Raw genomic sequence first — 19,019 nt, forward strand, 5'->3', positions numbered from 1 at the left:
CGACGACGCCGAAGCTGACACTGCGGAGGACGCCGACGAGGCCGCAGACGAGGCCGAGCGTCGGAAAGACGCAGCCCTTCAAGCCGAGCTGTATCAGGACAGCGACGAGTAACTGAAAAGCAGCAATCCCCTTGCCCGTACCGGGTCACCCGGTACGGGCAAAGGGACTCGTAAGGGCGGGCTCATCTGCCGGTATCCGTTCCGGTGTCAGCCCCTGAGCAGTAGTGACGAAGGCCCCCGCAGCGCCCCCCGGCGTAGCGGGGGCCTTTTCGCGCGAGCACCGCCAGAGTGGGCATCGGCGAACTAGCTGTGAGGTACAAGGAGTGCCGGGGTTTTTGCGTGGCGGGTAGCCCGCAGCTCGGCGCATCGAGCGCCGACCAGCGGCCGCCGCCGGAGCGCCTCGCCTCCCACTGGCGGCGCGCTGACCGCAGGGCGGCGCATCGAGCGCCACCCCGCGGCCGCCGCCTGTCGAGCAGGTGTCTCGCGTCGACCACGAGACGGCGCGATGATTCAGCCTGGATCATTCCCGCCGGTTTCAAACCGACGATTTCGTTCGTGGTTGCGAACGTGCCCGCTGGCGAGTTGGGGGTTGAGTCCCCAGGACGCACCGAGGTAATCGGGCGGCCAGATCGATGGTGGAGAGAGGACTCGTCGATGCCGCATTGCGAAGCTGCATCCGAGCGGTAACGCGCCGCTCCCCGCCCACGCGCCCGGACCGCTCCGCCCGGACACGATCCCCGTCAGTGATGCAGCCTTGGATCAGCCTATGGCGGCGACGGCTAGGCCGAGACCGCGCGGGCCTGGTCCTCGTTGGACGGCGCGGGCCCGGCCGCGGCTTCGGCGGCGGCCGCCGGTTTGACGCGGCCGGGCTTCAGCCCGATCGCCCGCAGGTCCCGGGCCGACCAGCCACCAGCCTTCGCAGCGTTCCACGCCCTTGTCTGCGTGTCCGCTGCCGCCGCGGCCGCGCCGCCGGTCGCGCTCACGACGGCGTCGAGTTCGGCGTGCAGCCCGGACGGCGCGTCTTTGCGCGCCTTCCTCGCCCGCGCGTGTAGCTCGGCCAGCTCGGCGGCGAGGCTCGCCGCCCGCGCGAGCGGTTCGATCAGCGCGAGCTGATCGGCCTCTTGCTGCTTGCGCTCGGCCTCTTTCTGTTTTTGCAGCGCGGCCGCTGCATCGATGACGTTCCCCATGCAGTCCACCGTACGTGTGGCGGGTCCTCGTGGGCCGCCGTTGACGTCCCCGTGCCAGGCTTCGCGCCTCACCCGGGGGACGCCGCCCGGCATAGTCGCGATGACGGGCGCGGCGCGGCTCGCATCGAGCGTCCGAGCCACCGGCCGCCGCCGGATCCCGTGCGCCGCGCGTTCGCTCGCGTCGCCGGGCGCATCGAGCGCCCGTCGACGCGGTCCGGCCACTCCCGTACGAAACGGTCTCGCATCGGGGCAGCGGTCACGTCGGTGGCCGCCGGTTGGTCTGGCCGTCCGGCGCTTCGAGCGCCGGACGGCCAGCCTCGCAGGGCGAGCCGTTCGCCGTCAGCGCTCCGCTCAGGAGCAAGATAGTGTTTTCCATAGGAAAACACGGCACTACCGCCGCACGTCGTGGCACGCTGGACCCCAGGGGGTAGAGGGAGTCAGGTGCATGACGACCCGGCGAAGGGGTCGCCTCGACGGCGAAACCCGCACCAAACGAACCGCGCCGATCGACTGGGCGCCGTCGGAACTTCTCGTCATCGAGACCGCCGCCGCTGCGCGCGGCCAGTCGCCGGTGACGTTCATCGCGCAAGCCGCGCTCGCCGTCGCCAGCGGTCGCTACCGCCTCACCGAAGGACGCGGCGCCGCTGGGTTCACGCCCGAGCAGGTCACTCTCATTCGGCAAGTCCTCGACGAGCAGACGCGAGTACGCCGGTTGCTGGCATCGACCGCCGGGTCGCTGAATCAGCTCGCCGCGGCGTCGAACTCCGGGGTTTCGCCGACCACACGAGCCCTCCACGCGGCGTTGACCTACCTGCGAACCCAGCTCACCCGGCACCAGCACGTCACCAACCGGATTGCCGACCTCATCGCGCCGAGATAGGAGCGGCCGGTGATCGTGCACGCGGCCCCGAGCGGGTCGAACACCACAGGACTTCTCTCCTACCTCTACGGGCCGGGGATCGGGCCGGAGCGCGGCGGGACCGACCACGTCGACCCGCGCACCGTCGCCAGCTGGGATGGCCTGCCCGAGATCCACGCGCCCGTGCCGCGCACCGACGGCGGGCAGTCGGTGCGCGACATGGCGCGGACCCTCGACCTCCCCGCCCAGCTCGCCGGCGTGGCCCCGACCGGTCGGACCGGGCACATCATCGTCGCCAACCACGACGACGACCCGGTTCTCTCCGATGACCAGTGGCGGGAGATCGCGGAGGCGACGATGCGCCGCGCCGGTTTGTGGAACGGGCCGGACGACGACGACGCGGTGCGCTGGATCGCGACCCGCCACGATGACAGCAGTGTCCACATCACCTACTCCCGGATCCGCGAGAACGGCCGTGATGCAGGCTGGATCAACTACACCCGCGCCTGGGAGTCGATGCGGCACGAGTACGAAGCCCGGTACGGGCTGACGCCGACCGGATCGGCGGACGGCACGGCCCGCAGGCCCTACCACCAGGCCGAGGCCAGCCGAGCGAAAGCCGAACGCCACGCCGTCGACGGCGACCGGCACGCGCTGCCCGACACCGCGCGGCTACGGCACTGGTGCACCGTGATCGCCCTCGAAGCCGCAGCCCTGGGTACCCGGGCCGAAGAAGCCTTCGTCGACCGGCTCCGTGCCGCCGGGATCACCGTCGCCGAACACCGCGACTCCACCGGCGCCCTCCTCGACTACCGCGTCGGCATCCGCGCCGACAGCACCGGGCGGCCGATCCTGTACCAGCTAGGAAAGGTCGCGCCCGAACTCCACCTCGACGAGCTCCGGACCGCATGGAACAGCGCCGCCGAGCACACACCGGAGGCCGTCTCCGCCGCCGTCGACGCGCTCGAACGCGCCGCCGCCAACGCCCCCGACGAACTCACCGACGCCGAATTCAGAACCATCGGAAAAGCCGCCCGTGACGTCCTGCACGCCGCCGCGGCCTACACCGATCTCGACGAGCTCCGCGCGGCCGCCGAAGCCGCCGACCGCGCCGGACGGCTCGCCGCGCAGGCGCCGATGATCCCGTCCTCCTCCCCTGGCCCGGTCGCGCAGATGGCGCGCGATCTCCGCGTCAGCGCCGGAATTCTCGTCAACCAGTCCGGTGAGGACGATCCGGACCGGGACGTCGCCGTGCGCGTCGTGATCGCGGTCGCGTCGGTCCTGGTCCAGGTAGAGGCCTGGCACGAGCTCGCCGACCGGCGCGCCGCCGCACACGCGGCCTTCACCGCGCGGGAACACGTGCTGCAAGCCCGCCGCGCACTCACCGCCCCACACCGTCCGGCCGCCACACGGCCGGTCACACCCCGGCAGGGCGTAGCCGGGATCGACACCAGCGCCGCCAGGACGACGATCCCCCGGCCTCACACGCCGCCGGACGTCCCCCGACGTCGCTGACCCACCGATCCGGGGAGACGCCCATGCCCACGAACGAACTCGAGACCATGCCCAGCTCGCCCCTGCGTGACGCCGCCGCCGTCGGCCAGACCCTCGCGCAGCTGCACATGCTCCACCTCGACATGCTCCAGCGAATCCACATGGAAGAGGAACGCGAGCGCCAGCGGGAACTCGAAAAGGCCGAGCGGCGGCAGGAGCAGGAAGAACGGGATCTACAGCGCCGCACCGAGCAGGCCGAGCGCGACGAGCAGCGCCGCACGGAACAGGCCGAGCGGGACAAGGAACGCCGCGCCGAGATGGACGAGCGGGAGAAGACCCGCGACGAGAAACGCACCAAGGAACAGGCCGACCGCGACGAGCAGCGCCGGACCGAACAGGCCGAGCGGGATAAGGAACGCCGCGCCGAGATGGACGAGCGGGAGAAAGCCCGCGACGAGAAACGCACCACCGAGCAAGCCGAGCGCGACAAGGCACGCCGGAAGGAGATGGACGAGCGGGAACAGGCCCGCGACGAGAAACGCACCAAGGAACAGACCACGCGCGAGGAACAGCGCCGAAGGGAGCAGGCCGAGCGGGACAACGAACGCCGCGCCGAGCAGGCCGAACGTGAGGCGAAGCGTGCCGCGGAGTCGACCGCGCGAGACCAGGAGCGTCGGGCCAATCGCGTCGAGCAGCTCAGCGAACGGGCCGACCGAGCGAACAGCACCGCGCGCGAGGCCGTCGCCGAACTCGCCGAACAGGAACGCCGTCTCGAATGGCTCAAGCAGGACGCCGCCACCAAACGACAGGACTACGACGAGGTGGCCGCGAACAACCGGCCCGACTGGGAACAGAAGCGCGCCGCCGATATCGCCAACCGCGCCGAGGAAGAAGTCAGCCGGGGCATCGCCGCCGTCGCCAAAGCAGACCGGCGCGTCGAGAACACCACAGCCGAGTACCAAACGGCCCTCACCTCCCTGAAAAGCGCCCGCCAGGACTACGACGAGCACCGACCACGCCCCGAGACAGGGCCAGCCCACCAGAACCCGCAGGAACCGACGTCGACCGAGAACCAGAACCCCGCTCCCCCGACGTCCGAGCACGAGCAGTCGACAGCCGAGGCCGACAACACCGCAGCGCCGGGCGAGACGCTGGCCGAGACGGCCGGGGCCGAAGAACCCGATGTGATCATCACCGACCCGGAAGGCGCCGAGGCACTGGCCGCCGCTCAGCGCGTCGCCGCACCCGCCGAAGGCCAGCACGACAGCGCCGCGCCCACCGAGGCGGCGAAGCCCTCCCCCGCCCCGGCCGTCGAGCAAACCCAGACGCCGAAGAAGTCGCGATGACCCACGACGAGCGTGGCCCGGCATCCGCCGCGAAGGCCGCCGCCCGACTACTCAATCCCGCCAGCTCACCACCTGCCACCCAGGAGAAGGCCGCCGTCGACGACGGCACTCCTCAGCCGCTCGCCGAGCTCACCGCGCGTGTCCACGCGCTCGAACAGGAGATTCAGGCCTTGACCCGGCGCGTCCGAAAACTGGAGCGAGCACGGCCTATCCCCTCGACGTGATGCAGCCTGGATCATCTGCGAGAAGCGTGGGCTGATCCAGCCTGCATCGTCTATCCGGCTTCGCTTCCACTGCCTGCTGTCCTGTCCGCCCGAACTTTGCGGAGCTTCACCGCGCTGAGCTGCGGTCCGAAAAGTAGGTCCGGACGATGATCGTTCGGGGTTGCCCGGACCTAGTTTGCGGAATCGGTGGTGGCCGGGTCGAGCAGGCTCGGCTCCGGATGTCACGATCACCCGGTGCCGAAGCTGACCAGTGTCGCCGGTGAGGGTGCCCCGATGCCGGAAGACCCGGGATTCGTCCGCACTGATCAGCGCCACGTATTCCTGCGGGCAGTGAGGAGCGCCGCTCCCGGTTGGGCAGGACCGTTCATGATCATGGAAGGTCTCGGCGAGAGCAGGTTCGCCGCCGCGGTGACCACACCTTTCGGAGACCGGCTCAACGAGTTCGGTGCTTTACTGCTCGATCTGTGGGACCGCGAGGCTGACGAGCAGCTCACAACGTAGTCGCCGCTCACGGGAGACGCTGCCTGATCTGATTCGCGGCTTCGGTGGCTAGAAGATGTGGTTGGTTTCGCCGCAGGGGCGATGGTCAGGGTGGTCGTGCCCCGCCTGACCGAGCGAGCTCGGTCTCTGCGTGCGGTCGAGATCGCCGAACATGTCGCGGTCGAGGCCTTGCCGGACTGGAACACGCCCCGCCGAATCCGGGAACGCTCGCAGCGGCTCCTGCCCGATCCGGACTTCCTCGCAGGGCTGGCCGACCAGCTGCGCGAGGCTGTCCGGCCCGCGCTCGAACTGGACCACCCCCCGCCGGCCGCGACCCACCTTGCCGCACTCGCCGGTCAGCTCCACGCGGCCGCCGAGGACCAGCCGCAGAACTGCGCCGCGCCCGGATGCGGCCGTGAACTCCAGCCCGCCACAACGGGGCGCCCGCGCACGTATTGCGGCGCGGCGTGCCGTCAACGGGCTCACCGGGCCCGGACCTCGAACAGCGTCAGGATCGACAGGTGATCCAGGCTGCATCACCTGCTCTTGGTGCTCGTCAGGCGCGGGCGCCCCTCAACTCAGACGTCACGAAGCGGCAGCGCGCCAGGCTTGCTCTATCGCGTCGGCTTCGTCCGTTGACGCCGGTGTGCGCAGATTGGGGACGTCGCTCGTATTGATCCAGCGAATTATCGTGGGGCGCTCACCGGTGGCGATGAACTCACTGACGGCGGCGTAGACGTACTCGATGGGGATTTCCTCGCCCTCGCACCAGCTCTGTGGGTATCCGCCGTGCCAGTACTCGTGATCGCCGTCGCGTTTCGTGGTTCCCGCGGGCGCGTACGAGGCTTCGGCTGTGTACCAGCGCAGCACGCCGAGGTTTCCGCGAAGGCCTGCGCTCAGCATCGGCTGGTCGTCGTCGATGTGCTGGCTCCAGAGATCCCACATGACGCCGGGGGTCTCGTCGTTGTCCGGGTCGACCGCAGTCGTGGATCGGAGCAGGCCGACGACGTCGGGAATCTCGCGCAAGGTGGTGACCGTGGCCGTGTTGTCACGCCGGACCGCGTCCAGGTTAAGGCGTGTGCTGGTCACGTGACGGGCCTTCCGTAGTGCTTGCTGAATGGACGATTATCCTGGTAGGAGCCGTGCAGCGTCAAACTCTTGGTCCCGTCCGGGGGAAACGCCTTCGTCAGGACCCTGTCACATACCGCCCAGTAGTCTTTGAACTGCTCGGTTCCGCAGGGCGTGTTGTTTATTGCCATCTCGACTCTCTCCACGCTGGGGAACTTCTGGGCGAGAGCGGCGGCCTTCACCTCGACGTGGTACTTCAAGAAGTCCGCCTGTTTCTCGGTGAACCCCAGGTTGTCCAGCAGTTTCTTTGCGTCGACCACTTGCGGGTCGTCCTGCCTGCCCCCCGATCTGATCGGTGGCGCGAGCTGGCCGTTGACACGCGGCACCCCGACTGTCTTCTGGCCGGTGGCACCGTGGGTGCATCGAGGAGGAAGCGACGCCGCGAGCTCCGCCGCCTCTTTCGGGTAGGTATCACCGTGCGGGTTGGTGTAGGACGGTGGCGCGGAGGCTGGCGCGGGTGGCCTGACCGGGGCAGCGACCGCCTTGCCGGTTACATCAGAGGCGGGCTCCTGCTGGCCGCGCAGGTCGTCGACGTAGTCCATGATCTTGCCGCGAACTGCGAGGAGTTCCCCGAGGTGCTCGGTGGCCTTCGGCGGCACCGATGCGCAAATTTCCAGTACCTCCTCTGCCTCGTACCCGGCCGAGCTGAGGGCCTGACCGTAGGCGGCTTCAGTTTCGGCTAACTGCGGCAGAGCGTTTCCGAGAGCCTGGCGGGCTTCGTCGAGCTTCTTCACGGCACCGAGTAGCGCCTCAATCATCTTTCCGACGGAAGCCACGGGCACAGCCTGCCATCAACTGATCACGTCCGTGAACCAGACGCGAATCGCGTCGACCACCGGTGATGCAGGCTGGATCGCGGCGATTCCGGACGGCGTGCTCACGTGGAGGACGGCCGCAAGCTGTTGCTCGTCCGTTAGGGCGGGGTGGGTGGTGCGGTCGGCACGGGTTCGCGGTCGTACAGGGGAGGTTGCGCGTGCCGGGCGCGTGTCGGGTCGGTGTGTGACCGCGGGGTGCACGCCGCGAACGTGGTGGAGCACAACGAGGACGACAGTTCCCCGGCGATCTCGATCCGCGCTAGCGAGTAAGGGAGCCCAGTTTATCGACCTGAGTGATGCAGGCTGGATCATCTCCGGCTATGGCTGTCAGAGTTCGCGCGGTAGGCCGCGCCCTCCCAGCTGTCCCCGCCGTCGATCCCCGCCTCCAGCTGGTGCCTGCATGGCCGTAGTGCTCCCCCGAGCAGGCCGACGCGGGACCAGAACAACGTCGCCACGGGGCTCGTCCGGGGCCAGGTCATCGTGACGGTGTAGTCCTCGCATCGTGCGCGGGCTGCGGAGACCAGAACGCGCCCTATGCCCATCTGCCGATGTTCCTCGGCGACGTCGAGCGCCAGGACCAGCGCCGTTTGGCACGTTCGGCACAGCGACAGGTCGATGGTTCCGAACGTGTTTCCCTGATGCGCCAATGCAATCCGGCCGACTCCCGCCGGTACATTCGGCGGGGTCACGATCAGCGACAACGTCAGTCCGTCGACCTCGCCCGCGGGTTTCTGGTGCGACACCGACGTGTCGATCGTGACCCACGTGCCGTGGCCGGGGCCGCCGGCACCCGGAACCTGGCGGCACGCTCCGCACGTCCGTTCGGGCGCCTGGTACCAGTGCGACCATGACGTTGTCGCGGTCGCGATCCGCAGGTCGCAGCCCCATGGGCAGCGCACTGGGGACTCCGACGTCCGGCCTGGTTGGATCGGCAGCCGCTCCGGAGGCACGGTGTCCATCGTGTGGTCGAACACACGTGCGAGTATACGACGGTTTCCGCGTACGATCGCGGGTATGCCGACGGAACATCCTCTATCGAGACTGTGCGGGTGCGGAAACCCTGCTGGTCCGGGCGGAATCCTCTGTCACGCGTGTTTAGACAGGATCAGCGCCCAGCCCGGCCTTGGCGGCGGGAACTCGCAGAGCGACTAGCACATCGTGCGCGGATCGCCCCGCCGATTCCCTCGCTTGGCCAGCTCACCAGGATCAGCACCACGGTGGCATAGACAGCGTACAGGCCAGCGAAAAGCCCCATCCAGAACAGCAGATTGTTCGGTTTCCCGAAGACGATCAGGACCACAGCGAGGGCCGCAAACACCGCTGCGGCGACCCCGATAAGTTTCCTGTCCGCTTTCCCCATCCGTTAATCCTACCTTCCATAAGGGTTGACCAGCGAGTTTCGGGGAGCGGCCCCAAGACGATGAGCCGTTCCCATTACGAGCGTGATGCAGGCTGGATCACGGGGGCCGTGGTGCCTCGCGTGGAACCGGCTCCCGGTCGTACCGGGGTGGCTGCGCGTGCCGGGCGCGTGTCGGATCGGCATGGGACCGCGGAGTGCAGAAGGCGAACGGCCCGTTCTCCCCCAGCAACTCGCGCAGCATGGGGTCCAGGTGATCACGGTGCCAGGTGGACAGTCCCGCGCCGGCGTTCGGGGCGAGTTCCTGCCACGCGCGGTGACACGCTGCGAACCGCACCCAGGCCTCGGCGTGCGCCCACCACCGGCTGCACCAGCGCATCCCCGGCCGCCCGAGCGGCCGCAGGTAGACCGGGAAGAAGCAGCTGTCCAGCCATTCCAGCAGCTCCGCCGTGTCCCACGTCGCCGGTTCGGGCTTCTTACCCTTCGGCGCGGGTGATCCAGCCTGCATCAGGGACGACTTCCGCGTAGCCGCGCATCGAGTTCTTCGTAATAGGCGGCTTTCGACTCCTCGACGATGTCGCGATAGGACGTCTCATACCACGGGATCAGCTGGATCAGCACCGGTCGCCTACCGGTCGCGAACACCAGCGCGGTTCCCTTGGGCATCGCGCGGACCGCGTCCGGCGGGAGCGCGTCCCGCTCTTGCGGACTCGAGGTTTCGGAGTGTCCGCCGTCGCTGTAGGTCGTCGACCGCTGGAAGACGTCGTGTTTCCCGATCGCCTGGGCGATGCGCTGCATGAGCCGGTCGTCGTCGATCCCGGCGCCGAAGACTTTCACAGTGGCCGCGCCGTACAGCATTTCCATGCCGACGTCGCCCCAGACTTTCTTGCCCTGCGCCCAGGATTGGAGGATGGCGATGATCAGCACACCGATCGATCCGGCGAAGGACGCTACTTTCGGCAGCCGGTCCCACGGCGCGATGTTCCCGACCTCGTCGAGTACGGCTGTGACCGGGACGGGGAGACGATCCCCGTGCCGCTCGGCCTCGTCCTGGCAGACGTCGAAGAGTTGATCCAAGAACCCGGCGAGCAGGGGCGCGGCCGCGCCGGCGCTGTCCTTGCTCATGAGGTACATCGCGTCCGTCGAGCGGACGAAGTCGCGCATCTGGAATTCGGGCAATCCCGGCTGACGGGTGACCCACTTGAGGATGTTGGGGTTCCGCAGACACGAGGCGCCGGTGCGGGCGGTCTGGAAAATGGAGTCCCGGGTCTCCGGGTGCAGGACCAGCGTTCCGCGCAGGCTCTCGGCGACGCTGCCCGCTCCCCTGTCCTCTAGGAGCCGGACCGGTTCGTCGTCGGTCGGGGCGTTGAGCCACCGCCAGACCTCCCGCAGCGTCAGGCCGTTCAGCGCGGCCGCGAGGAACAGCGCACTCAGCAGGTCCGCCGCAGCGTCGGTCCAGAACTTATCGCCTCCGTTCGGGACGATGGCCTGCACGAACTGTGCCGCCAGCTGCCGCGCGCTCTCGTCGTCCACGACCAGCCGCAACGGGTTCCACCAGAACGTTTGCACCGCCCGGGTGACTTGTTGCGGGTCGAAGCGCCACACCGTGCCGAGCTTCTGCCGATACAGCCACGTGTCCCGGTACAGATCCGGCTTGTTCGCGGTCGCGACGACGGCGCCGGGCGCGGCGAGGACTCGAGGAACCGCCCGCGACGTGGTCTTGCCCGAGCGCGGTGCCATCCAGGCGATTTCGACGTCCTCGAAGCCGGGGAAGATCTCCGGACCAGACGGGAGAACCGTGCCGAGGACGTCGCGCACGTCCGCGCGGCCGCCGACCGGTCCGGCCGTCATCAGCGCGGGGTGCAGGCGCGCGGTCTCGGCCGCCCGCGGCTTTGCGGTCATGCCCTCGACGTCGGCGCGGGCGTTGACCGCTCGCGCCGAGGCGAGACGCTGATAGTCCCGTCGACGTCGACGGATCAGTGATGCAGCCTGGATCACCCCGAAGGCGACGGCCAGCAGCAGGACGGCCAGCACGACGAACGTCGTGGTCTTCGGGATCTCTGACCGGCCGGTGGCGAGCTCACGCAGAGGCCCGATCCCCCAACGAAATGCCGGGGCAGCCCAGCCACGTCCGTCCAGAATGGTCGCCGCGCCTTGCGCGATCCACAGCAGACCGGCGAAAACTTCGACGGCCGCGCCGAGACCGAGGACCAGCCACGGCACGAGCAGATCATCGCGCCGCCCCGGCTTCGGCTCGGCTACGCCGCCCACGCTTGATCCGTGTCGTGGTAGGGCTTTTCCGAGGCGGGCAGCCGCATCGTGACCGGGATTCCCAGCCGCTCGCGCGGTTTAATCATGAGCTTTCCGCGCCCGGGGTGCTGTTGCGCGGGTGCCCAGGTTGGCGGTGCGGCCCAGGACCGGATCAAGGCCTGTTCGTCGGGACTCATGGGGACGATGCGGCTGAGCTTGTCCAGTTCGGACTGAGGTTGTGCCAGGCAGATCGAGATCGCGCAGCGCGCGATGATTCCTCTGGCCTTGGCCCGGTCTTCCGCCGTCGGCAACGCCTCGAAATCGTCCACCGAGTGCGTGGCCATGATCGATTGCACGCCGAGGTGCCGCCCGAGACGGGTGACCTGATCGGACAGTTCGACCATGCCCGTGCCCGCGCGCAGGACCCGCCAGTACTCGTCATAGAGCTGGACCCAGGTCCGGCGGACCCCGAGCGCCTGCCCGGCGTCGATCAGCGCGGCCGACCAGCCCCACGCGGCGAGCATCGCCACCGCCACGGCGGTGTCCTCCGCGTCCGTGGTGAGCCGGGACAGGTCCAGGCACACCCCCGGCGTGCCTGGTTCGATCGAAAACGTCGACGCGCCGTCGAACAGCCCGGCTAGCGGGCCGCGCAGCAGCAGGTGCAGCCGGACCAGCAGCGGCCGCAGCAGCCGCGCCAGCTCGGCGGCGTCAACGGCGAGCATCGCCGCGCGGATCTCCTCCGGTGCCTCCCGCAGGATCACCGCCAGGTCCGACAGCGTGGGTGTCGTCCCGGGACGACGTCGCCCGTGGAGTTCGTACGCCAGCGCGAGGCCCAGTCGTTCGGTGTCGTCGAGCGGGCGGCCGGACGCGATCGTGAGCCCGCCTTCGGCCAGCGTCAGCGCCCGCGCCTGGATCTCCTGCCGGATCCGGTCCCGAACCGCCTCGCCCACCTGGTCGAGCACCAGCCCCAGCGGGCCCGGGTCGAGAAGATTGATCTTGTGCAGGCCGCGGCCCAGGGTCACGCTCGTCCCGCCCAGCGCCTCGACGAGCTTCCGGTGTTCGCCCTTGGTATCGGCGGGAACCAGGACGCCGGTGCCGAACGCGGCCAGTCCCCACATGATCCGGCGCGCGACCGTGCTCTTACCGGTTCCTGGTTCGCCGCTGAGATACACCGCAGTGTTGGTCGCCCAGCCGTTGCGCAGGTACTCCCCCGCGTCGAAACCCACCGGTTCGCGCGTGAACTGGTGGACCCCGACCGGGACGCCGGCGGCGGGCACCCCGGCGGGCAGGACGAACGGATAGAGACCGGACACCTGTGTCGTCGACCCGACCCAGCGCGACAGGCCGGGGGTGATCGGTGACCGGCCCGCGCCCCTGGTCCGCCAGCCGAGCGCGGGCGGCATCGGCTTGTCCCGCGCGGTGATCCACTCGGCGGGCAGCCCGGCGTCCGGCTCCGGCAGAGCCCGGTTCTGCTCGGCCGCGAACTTCTCGACGGTCTCCCCCGCCGTCGCGTCCACCGTGGACAGCACGGTCGCCGCCTGCTCCGCCGGTGATGCAGGCTGGATCACCGCTTCAGGGTTTTCCGGTGCCGGGCGGGTCATTTCGCCTTCCCCGGTGTCCGGGCGGCCAGCTCGTGCGGGTCGACGCCGACACCGAGCGTCGAGCAGAAACCCAGCAGCTGCGCGCCGTAGAGGCGCACCAATCGCAACCGCGCGCCGCGGGCGCGGTTCTCCACATCCGCGCACGCCGCCGCGAGGTCCGCCTTGTCCAGCACTGTGACCGTGACCAGGATTCCCGGCTCCCCCAGGCCCGCGCCGCGTGCCTGCTCGACCGCCGTCGAGGTCGCCTGTTCCGCGTCGAGTCGTTCGCGCGGGGTGAAGTCTCTGCGGGCTTTGCGCGCGGCGGACTGGCGGACCGACGCCGCGAGCATCTCGGCGTCGACCACCGACGCGGCCGTCGCCGCCGGATACGGCTGGTAGGTCACCGCGACCCGGCGCGGCCACCGGCCCGGCGCCATCAGGCGGCGGAGGACGTCGTGGCGGACCCGCGCGGCCGGAAGGTCCCGGAGTGCGTAGGTGACCGACCAGCCCGAATCGTGCTGAAGGTGGTCCCATTCCTCAGTCGCGGCTTGAGGTCCGGCTTGCTGCCAGCTCACCGGCGCCTCATCGGCGCGGTCGCGTTCGATCTGGGAGCGGCTGCCGGGATCGAACGCCGCGCGGACCCGGGCGGCCGTCCAGCCCGGGGTGGCACGGCCCAGGACCCGCACGCCGCCGTTGTTCAGCCCGTCCACGACGCCGCCGAGTGCGACGGAGGTGTCCGCGACCGCCTCCACCATCGTCCTCGGCGACGTCGGCAACCGGCGGGGGTCGAAGGTCACGGCGGCCCACTGGTGTACCTCGGCTGTCTGGCCGGGCAGCTCATCGAGCACGTCGGCCATCAGGGCGCGTGCCAGCGGAGGCGCGTCCGGGACCTGGTGGGCGAGCACGTAATCCCGGACCCGGGATCCGGCCGACGGCGCGGTCTCCACCACGATCGTCACCGAGCGGATCCCCGTAACGTGACCCAGTCCGGCCTGCCACGCTCCGAAACTGTCCACCCAGGACTGCGCGGCCGCCGGATCCGCCATCAGCGTGCCCGTGGAGGTCAGCCGGACTTGCGCGGTGAGGAAGCCTCCGCGCCGATCCCAGATCCACGCGGCCGGCTCGCCGGTCACCTGCCGGACCGCGAGCAGTTCCAGCGGAGCCAGCGGGCCCGGAAGGTAGGAGGGGCCGGGAAGCTTCGCCACCACTTCCGACCGGTAAGAGGTGAAGCCCCGGCGATGGGCGCGGGCCCAGATCCAGCGGCGGACGGCGATCACCACCACCGGTGTTCCCGCCGAGCGCACCAGCACCGCCGCCGCGACCAGCAGCCCCGGTATCAGCGCATACAGCCCGGCCTGCGCGTCGAGAAGACCGACCAACACCGGGATGCACAGCGCCACCAGCACCGCGGCGAGCGAGCTCCCGGGCAACCCGAAGACCTCGAAACCTCGTCGTCTCCGCCAGCCGCCGTATGTCCGTGCCATCCCTATGCCCCCCGTGATCGGTGCCAAGCGGGGGTGATCCAGGCTGCATCACCCGGCCTGCGGTGTGTGATCATGACGGTTCGTCCGATCCCAGCGGGGCCGGATCGGTCGCTGTCTCTGTCGCGCTTTCCGCCGCGCCGATCGCCTGTTCCGCTTGCTCGGCAACGGGATTCCCGCCACCCCCGGAGGTGGCGGGTGTGTCGCCGCCCCCGGCGGCCGTAGCGCCGCCGCTCGCCCCCGCCGTCGCCGCGGCCGCCGCTTCGTCCTCGCCACCGGACGGCGTCGGATCCGCGAGATCCGCTGCCGCGCCCGGCCCCGGCTCCTCGGCCGGGCCCGAACCTTCGGAATCCGCCGGAGTGTCCCCGCGCGATCCGTCCGGCGACTGGGCGCCGCCGGACTCCATCTCCCGGACGTGCTCGGTCGCGAGACCGCCGCCGGGCTGGTCACCCGGCGACGGATTCGGGCCGCCGGTGTCGGTGCCGCCGGTATCGCCGTCGCTGTCGTCGCCGGTGTCGTCACCGGTGTCGGTGCTGTCGCCGCCCTTCTTCCCTTTCCCTATGCCGCGCCGCGCCATCGCCAGCCCGGCGAGCCCGGCGGCCGCAGCCATGCCCCCGCCACCCGAGGCCATCGACGTCCCCGCCCAGCTGAACAACTTGGCAAGCATGGGCAGCGCGATCACCGCCATGATGAGGATGACCAGCCCCTGCAACATCGTGAGCAGGGTCTCGCCCTTCGCCAGCGTCAAAAATCCCTGGGCGTAGATGGTCGCGCCGACGGGCGGATAGATGACGATCGTCACCGACCACGTCACGACGGTTTTGGCTGAGTCAGAACGTCCTTGCAGTACGGAGGCGGCACCGGCGAGCGGGAGCATTCCCGCCAGCACGACCAGCGCCGCCGACCGGAACAGCATCAAGAGCCATTGCAGCAGCGAAACGAGGATCGCGAACAGGGAGATCATGATGATCCCGAAGGACGCGGTGTAAGGGTTCGCGGCCGCGATCGCGAATCGTTCGCCGAGGTGCTTGCCCGCGTCCTTGAGAATCCACGCGCTGTAGGCCTCACCGCCCGCCTGGATCGCCGCCAGCAGGCCTAACCCGGCCGCCGAGATGATGATGAAGACCACGAGGTTGGTGACCAGCTGCATGAGCGGTTCGCCCTTGCGCGCCAGCGCGGTCCGGATCGCCGCCGCGATCACGCCCAGCGTCAGCAGGATCATCGTCAGCGGCATGGTGTACGCCCGCACCGTCTTCAGCGCCGGTGATCCGAAATCGACCGAGGACGTGACCGTCCACCAGCCCAGGGCCGTCGTGATCAGCTGTCCCGCCGCCTGACCTGCGGACTTCGCGGCACTGTCCAATACGGACCCGCTGACCGCTTGTGCCCCCTGCTCTGCGGCCAGGGGCGCGAGCGTCGTCGCCGTGTCGCCCCACCGGATGACCTCACAGACGACGGTCGACAGCAGGTTTCCCGGTTGACACATCGCGCTCCCCCTTCCCTGTTCGACCCTGATCAACCGGCCGCGAGGTGCTGGCCGGGCATCGGGGTGAAGCCGGGCGGGACCTGATCGACCTGGCGACCGGCCCCAGTCGGGACGACCAGCCGCCAATCCCCCTCCAGCCACCGCACCCGGGCCGTGCCGGTGATCAAGGCGTGCTGGGACGGGCGGGCTGGATTGGCGGAACGGCTGAGCACGTCCAGCCGGACGTCATCGACGCCGACCTCGACCAGGCGGTAGCCGACCACCACCGTCGCCGGTGCCCCGCCCCGCTGCGCGAGCTCCGCGCGGACGCCCCGGATCGAGGCGAGATAGCCGGACACGTCGCCCGTGGTCTGCCGCGCGATGGCCGGGCCGTACACGCTTTCGTCGCCGGCGAGTCCGGACGACCGAGTCAGGATGTTCACCGCCGCCAGGACCGCGCCGTGCGGATCGTGGGTGAAACCCGACGCTGTCACTCCGTCGTTTGTGGATGGTCCATGCGCGATCGACAGCGGAACCATGGTCCCCTGCAAGGAAAACCAGCGGACGTCACCGGGAAGCCACACCAGCCCGGCCGCCGCAGCAGCATCCGGCGCCGTCGGCGCGGCCGAGGCAACGGTGCGCGCGGGATCGTGCGAGTCCGCATACACCGCCGAGGCGATCACCAAGCCCACCAGGAGAACGACGATCCCGGCCAGCACCAGCGGCCAGCGTCGACGGCTCGGTGCCCGTGAGCTCCAGCTCATCGCGGTCACTCGCCCCACATCAGGCCACGCACGATCGCGGCCGCGCCGGTGATGATCAGCGCCGCCCCGATCACCCACGGGATCCCGATCGCGCCCTGCGCCGCCATCTCCGAGCGGTTGCGGCGACCGAGCGCCATCATGATTCCGCAGATCCCCAGTCCGACGATCACGGCAAGGATCCCCAGCCCCTTCACCCAGCTGACCACGTCCGATCCGAACGACTCCAGGCCCGGCGGCATGGACGGCGGCGGGTCGAGATCGAACGGCGGTGTGGGCTTCGGCTGTTTCGGATGACCGCGCATCAGCGTCGTCTCCTTTCCGGTAGTGCCAGCGGTGGAAGGGCGCACGCGTCGCGCGCCCGCGTCACCGCACGGCGAAGAGCCCGCCCGGTCGGCGGGGTGAGCCCGTAGGGGCTGGTGCAGGTCCGCCAGGCCCGCGTGTACGGGAGATGGACGACGTCCCCGACCAGCGGCCCAACCAGGGTGATCAGGGCACGAGAATCAGCGGGAACGCGGCCACGGCCATCACGGACCACGACCAGCAGCGGCCGCCCGCCGAGCTGCGACAGCAGGGTCAGCACGCGGCGAGCCCGGGTCATCGACTGCACCGAGACCCCCGCCACCAGCACATCCGGCATGATCAACGGCCCGGGAATGTCCGTCCGCCACACGCCGGCGTCGCGGCCGTCCAGCAGCCGCGCTACCGCCGAGGTGCCCACTCCACCGGACGCCCCGGCCACCACCACCGGCTCGGCGGGTGATGCAGGCTGGATCACCGGATCCGTTTCGGTGGGTGATGCAGGCTGGATCACCACGTCGCCCGGTTCGTGCATCGTCGGCTCGCTCATGCGGCCACCCGCACGGCCGAAGGCATCAAGCCCGCGCTATCGAGCGCGTACGGACGTTGCCGAACGACCTTTCCGTCCTCCGGCGCCTCGACCAGCTCGCCCGGTCGCACCACGAGCGCGACGTGATGGATCGTTTCCGGATTGGCGGTGTTGTGCGCCCAGAACAACATGTCACCGGCCTGCGCCTGCGCGACCGGTACCTGCGTGCTGCCCGGCGCCCGGTACTGGCTCCGGCTGACGCGCGGCAGCGCCGCGTAGGGCGCGAACGCGTACACCATCAGCCCCGAGCAGTCGAAACCCGGCGTCGTCGGCCCGCACGGCGACGGCGACGTGCCATCGCCCCGGGTCGGGCCGTCCGTCGTCCCGCCACCCCAGCAGTACGGCATCCCGATCTGCGACAGCGCACGGCCGATCGCGCCCGGCGCGTCGATGACGCCCGACGGCACGCACGGATCCGGCAGGATCCCGGCCTGCCCCCGGACGTCGGCGACGATCGCCGCTGCCTTGACCTCCGCCGGGGCGTACCGTCCGGGGAAGCCGGAGCGCTGCACGGCCTGGGCGGCCTGCCCCGGCGGCATCGATTCCCAGCCCCGCAACGCGACCAGGCCGTCGAAGAACTTCCCGGTCGCATAGACCGGGTCCATGATCTGCGCGGGGCTGCCCCAGCCCTGACTTGGTCGTTGTTGGAAAACCCCGAGAGAATCCCGGTCCCCGTAATCCAGGCTCCGCAATTTCGACTCGACGATCCCGGCCGAGACCGCGATCACCGACGCCCGGGGCGCAAGCCCGCGTTGGTCGGCCACCGACAGGATCACCTGCACCGTGCGGACTTGCTCCGCGTCCAGCGCACCGAGACCTTTCGCCTCACCGGATGCGGGAGCCGTGCACGACGTCCCCGACGCTGTACCGCCGAGCATCACGACGGTCACCAGGACTACGGACGCCGCGATCACCACGATCACCACGACCACCGACACGATCGTCCGGCCCATCGCGATCAGCCCCCGACCACGGCGACGTCGACCAGCCACCGGCCCGAAGGCCCGTAAGCCAGCACGACCCGGCGGTTTTCGCGCCAGGTTTCCGTCGCGAGCCCTGAGTCGTTGCGGACCGTGCGGGCCGCGCTGATCGCCACATGCGCGCGGGTGTCGGTCCGCGGACCGGTCGACAGCTGCACCGTCGCCGGTGCACACGTCGCCGTCTCGTGCGTGCCCACGACCTCACGGGCCCACGTGTCGCTGTCGGTCCCGATCAGCGCGCGGCCCGCGTCCGGCGTCATCACCTCACGCGCCCGCGACTCCCGCGCACCATGCGGGTCCCGCCAATCCCAGCCACACCACCGCGACGCCCATTCCCGCGCGGCCGCGAGTACCAGGCCCTCGCCCGCGGAAGGAGTCGGCGCGGAACTCGAGACCGGCGGCGAGACAGGTGATCCAGGCTGCATCACCCGCGACGACGATGAGGGCATGGCCACCGTGGGGCCCTGGCAACCGCCGAGCACGACACCCAAGACCACCGCCGAATACCAGGCCGATCGCACAGGCTCCCCCAAATCCCGACCCACGAGGGCCTTCCCCAAGGCCCAGCCACACAGCCGATGTTACGTTCATTTACCAACAGTCCCGAGACTAAGCTAAAACGAGAGCTTGTCAATTGAACCTAATATCAGTGGAGGTGTGGAGACCGGGGCTATAGGTCCCTGGCCAGGCTAGATATGCCTCGACCGCTCCCCAGCGGTCGAA

21 protein-coding genes are annotated in these 19,019 nt (G+C 69.8%); 6 read left to right on the forward strand and 15 right to left on the reverse strand.

Features of this window, described 5'->3' with window-relative positions; genetic code table 11:
* Window positions 1–779: 779 nt before the first annotated feature.
* Complete coding sequence (locus BS329_RS38600) at window positions 780–1,187, reverse strand: hypothetical protein (protein WP_076168170.1); 408 nt, start codon at window positions 1,185–1,187, stop codon at window positions 780–782.
* 445 nt (window positions 1,188–1,632) lie between these two features.
* On the opposite strand from BS329_RS38600, the gene BS329_RS38605 reads away from it, so the two are divergent.
* The 6 genes from BS329_RS38605 (at window position 1,633) to BS329_RS38630 (ending at window position 6,115) form a co-directional block, all read left to right on the forward strand.
* Window positions 1,633–2,067: a hypothetical protein gene (locus BS329_RS38605; RefSeq protein WP_076168172.1), complete on the forward strand. Its 435-nt coding sequence runs from the start codon at window positions 1,633–1,635 to the stop codon at window positions 2,065–2,067.
* 9 nt (window positions 2,068–2,076) lie between these two features.
* Complete coding sequence (locus BS329_RS43650; protein ID WP_076168174.1) at window positions 2,077–3,561, forward strand: hypothetical protein; 1,485 nt, start codon at window positions 2,077–2,079, stop codon at window positions 3,559–3,561.
* 23 nt (window positions 3,562–3,584) lie between these two features.
* Complete coding sequence (locus BS329_RS38615) at window positions 3,585–4,886, forward strand: hypothetical protein (protein WP_076168176.1); 1,302 nt, start codon at window positions 3,585–3,587, stop codon at window positions 4,884–4,886.
* Complete coding sequence (locus BS329_RS38620; protein WP_076168178.1) at window positions 4,883–5,110, forward strand: hypothetical protein; 228 nt, start codon at window positions 4,883–4,885, stop codon at window positions 5,108–5,110. The genes BS329_RS38615 and BS329_RS38620 overlap by 4 nt, the downstream gene beginning before the upstream one ends.
* Before the next feature lie 234 nt (window positions 5,111–5,344).
* Window positions 5,345–5,611 carry a hypothetical protein gene (locus BS329_RS38625; RefSeq protein ID WP_076168180.1) on the forward strand — a complete coding sequence of 89 codons (267 nt, stop codon included), beginning with the start codon at window positions 5,345–5,347 and terminating at the stop codon, window positions 5,609–5,611.
* A gap of 96 nt (window positions 5,612–5,707) precedes the next feature.
* A complete protein-coding gene (locus tag BS329_RS38630) occupies window positions 5,708–6,115 on the forward strand; it encodes a hypothetical protein (protein ID WP_143253389.1) in 408 nt (135 codons plus the stop codon).
* A gap of 60 nt (window positions 6,116–6,175) precedes the next feature.
* Here the strand turns inward: BS329_RS38630 and BS329_RS38635 are convergent, their stop codons facing one another.
* From BS329_RS38635 to BS329_RS43140, 14 genes are all read right to left on the reverse strand, one after another.
* Window positions 6,176–6,679 carry an Imm1 family immunity protein gene (locus tag BS329_RS38635; protein ID WP_076168183.1) on the reverse strand — a complete coding sequence of 168 codons (504 nt, stop codon included), beginning with the start codon at window positions 6,677–6,679 and terminating at the stop codon, window positions 6,176–6,178.
* Window positions 6,676–7,494: a DddA-like double-stranded DNA deaminase toxin gene (locus BS329_RS38640; protein WP_143253390.1), complete on the reverse strand. Its 819-nt coding sequence runs from the start codon at window positions 7,492–7,494 to the stop codon at window positions 6,676–6,678. Before BS329_RS38640 ends, BS329_RS38635 begins: the two co-directional genes overlap by 4 nt.
* Before the next feature lie 347 nt (window positions 7,495–7,841).
* A complete protein-coding gene (locus BS329_RS38645) occupies window positions 7,842–8,507 on the reverse strand; it encodes a GNAT family N-acetyltransferase (RefSeq protein WP_076168187.1) in 666 nt (221 codons plus the stop codon).
* 131 nt (window positions 8,508–8,638) lie between these two features.
* Entirely contained in the window at window positions 8,639–8,893 is a 255-nt protein-coding gene (locus tag BS329_RS38650) for a hypothetical protein (RefSeq protein WP_076168188.1), read from the reverse strand.
* A 97-nt stretch (window positions 8,894–8,990) separates the two neighbouring features.
* Window positions 8,991–9,398: a DUF4913 domain-containing protein gene (locus tag BS329_RS38655; RefSeq protein ID WP_076168190.1), complete on the reverse strand. Its 408-nt coding sequence runs from the start codon at window positions 9,396–9,398 to the stop codon at window positions 8,991–8,993.
* Window positions 9,398–11,161 (reverse strand): type IV secretory system conjugative DNA transfer family protein, encoded by a 1,764-nt coding sequence (locus tag BS329_RS38660; RefSeq protein ID WP_076168192.1) that lies wholly within the window; start codon window positions 11,159–11,161, stop codon window positions 9,398–9,400. Before BS329_RS38660 ends, BS329_RS38655 begins: the two co-directional genes overlap by 1 nt.
* Entirely contained in the window at window positions 11,149–12,741 is a 1,593-nt protein-coding gene (locus tag BS329_RS38665; RefSeq protein ID WP_143253391.1) for a hypothetical protein, read from the reverse strand. Before BS329_RS38665 ends, BS329_RS38660 begins: the two co-directional genes overlap by 13 nt.
* The gene (locus BS329_RS38670) at window positions 12,738–14,204 is read right to left on the reverse strand and encodes an SCO6880 family protein (protein WP_076168194.1); all 1,467 of its coding nucleotides are present in this window, start codon (window positions 14,202–14,204) and stop codon (window positions 12,738–12,740) included. Before BS329_RS38670 ends, BS329_RS38665 begins: the two co-directional genes overlap by 4 nt.
* 70 nt (window positions 14,205–14,274) lie before the next feature.
* A complete protein-coding gene (locus BS329_RS38675; RefSeq protein ID WP_076168196.1) occupies window positions 14,275–15,687 on the reverse strand; it encodes a TrbL/VirB6 family protein in 1,413 nt (470 codons plus the stop codon).
* A 29-nt stretch (window positions 15,688–15,716) separates the two neighbouring features.
* Window positions 15,717–16,430, reverse strand: a complete 714-nt coding sequence (locus tag BS329_RS38680) for a DUF8175 domain-containg protein (RefSeq protein WP_143253392.1) — start codon at window positions 16,428–16,430, stop codon at window positions 15,717–15,719.
* Window positions 16,431–16,435: 5 nt separating this feature from the next.
* Window positions 16,436–16,732, reverse strand: a complete 297-nt coding sequence (locus tag BS329_RS38685) for a hypothetical protein (RefSeq protein WP_076168200.1) — start codon at window positions 16,730–16,732, stop codon at window positions 16,436–16,438.
* Window positions 16,732–17,277: a hypothetical protein gene (locus BS329_RS38690; protein WP_076168202.1), complete on the reverse strand. Its 546-nt coding sequence runs from the start codon at window positions 17,275–17,277 to the stop codon at window positions 16,732–16,734. The genes BS329_RS38685 and BS329_RS38690 overlap by 1 nt, the downstream gene beginning before the upstream one ends.
* On the reverse strand, window positions 17,274–18,269 hold the full coding sequence (locus BS329_RS38695; protein WP_076168204.1) for an NlpC/P60 family protein: 996 nt from the start codon (window positions 18,267–18,269) through the stop codon (window positions 17,274–17,276). Before BS329_RS38695 ends, BS329_RS38690 begins: the two co-directional genes overlap by 4 nt.
* 5 nt (window positions 18,270–18,274) lie before the next feature.
* Window positions 18,275–18,793: a hypothetical protein gene (locus BS329_RS43140; RefSeq protein ID WP_143253393.1), complete on the reverse strand. Its 519-nt coding sequence runs from the start codon at window positions 18,791–18,793 to the stop codon at window positions 18,275–18,277.
* Window positions 18,794–19,019 lie beyond the last annotated feature (226 nt).

Origin of the sequence: Amycolatopsis coloradensis (genome assembly GCF_001953865.1) — a bacterium.
Lineage (GTDB): Bacteria > Actinomycetota > Actinomycetes > Mycobacteriales > Pseudonocardiaceae > Amycolatopsis > Amycolatopsis coloradensis.

Excerpts from the sequence above, each read along its gene's own strand:
- BS329_RS38655 (WP_076168190.1), bottom strand. The coding sequence starts at position 9,398 with ATGCAGGCTGGATCACCCGCGCCGAAGGGTAAGAAGCCCGAACCGGCG.
- BS329_RS38620 (WP_076168178.1), top strand. The coding sequence starts at position 4,883 with ATGACCCACGACGAGCGTGGCCCGGCATCCGCCGCGAAGGCCGCCGCC.
- BS329_RS38600 (WP_076168170.1), bottom strand. The coding sequence starts at position 1,187 with ATGGGGAACGTCATCGATGCAGCGGCCGCGCTGCAAAAACAGAAAGAG.
- BS329_RS38605 (WP_076168172.1), top strand. The coding sequence starts at position 1,633 with ATGACGACCCGGCGAAGGGGTCGCCTCGACGGCGAAACCCGCACCAAA.
- BS329_RS38690 (WP_076168202.1), bottom strand. The coding sequence starts at position 17,277 with ATGAGCGAGCCGACGATGCACGAACCGGGCGACGTGGTGATCCAGCCT.
- BS329_RS38670 (WP_076168194.1), bottom strand. The coding sequence starts at position 14,204 with ATGGCACGGACATACGGCGGCTGGCGGAGACGACGAGGTTTCGAGGTC.
- BS329_RS38675 (WP_076168196.1), bottom strand. The coding sequence starts at position 15,687 with ATGTGTCAACCGGGAAACCTGCTGTCGACCGTCGTCTGTGAGGTCATC.
- BS329_RS38680 (WP_143253392.1), bottom strand. The coding sequence starts at position 16,430 with ATGAGCTGGAGCTCACGGGCACCGAGCCGTCGACGCTGGCCGCTGGTG.
- BS329_RS38650 (WP_076168188.1), bottom strand. The coding sequence starts at position 8,893 with ATGGGGAAAGCGGACAGGAAACTTATCGGGGTCGCCGCAGCGGTGTTT.
- BS329_RS38615 (WP_076168176.1), top strand. The coding sequence starts at position 3,585 with ATGCCCACGAACGAACTCGAGACCATGCCCAGCTCGCCCCTGCGTGAC.
- BS329_RS38665 (WP_143253391.1), bottom strand. The coding sequence starts at position 12,741 with ATGACCCGCCCGGCACCGGAAAACCCTGAAGCGGTGATCCAGCCTGCA.
- BS329_RS38685 (WP_076168200.1), bottom strand. The coding sequence starts at position 16,732 with ATGCGCGGTCATCCGAAACAGCCGAAGCCCACACCGCCGTTCGATCTC.
- BS329_RS38695 (WP_076168204.1), bottom strand. The coding sequence starts at position 18,269 with ATGGGCCGGACGATCGTGTCGGTGGTCGTGGTGATCGTGGTGATCGCG.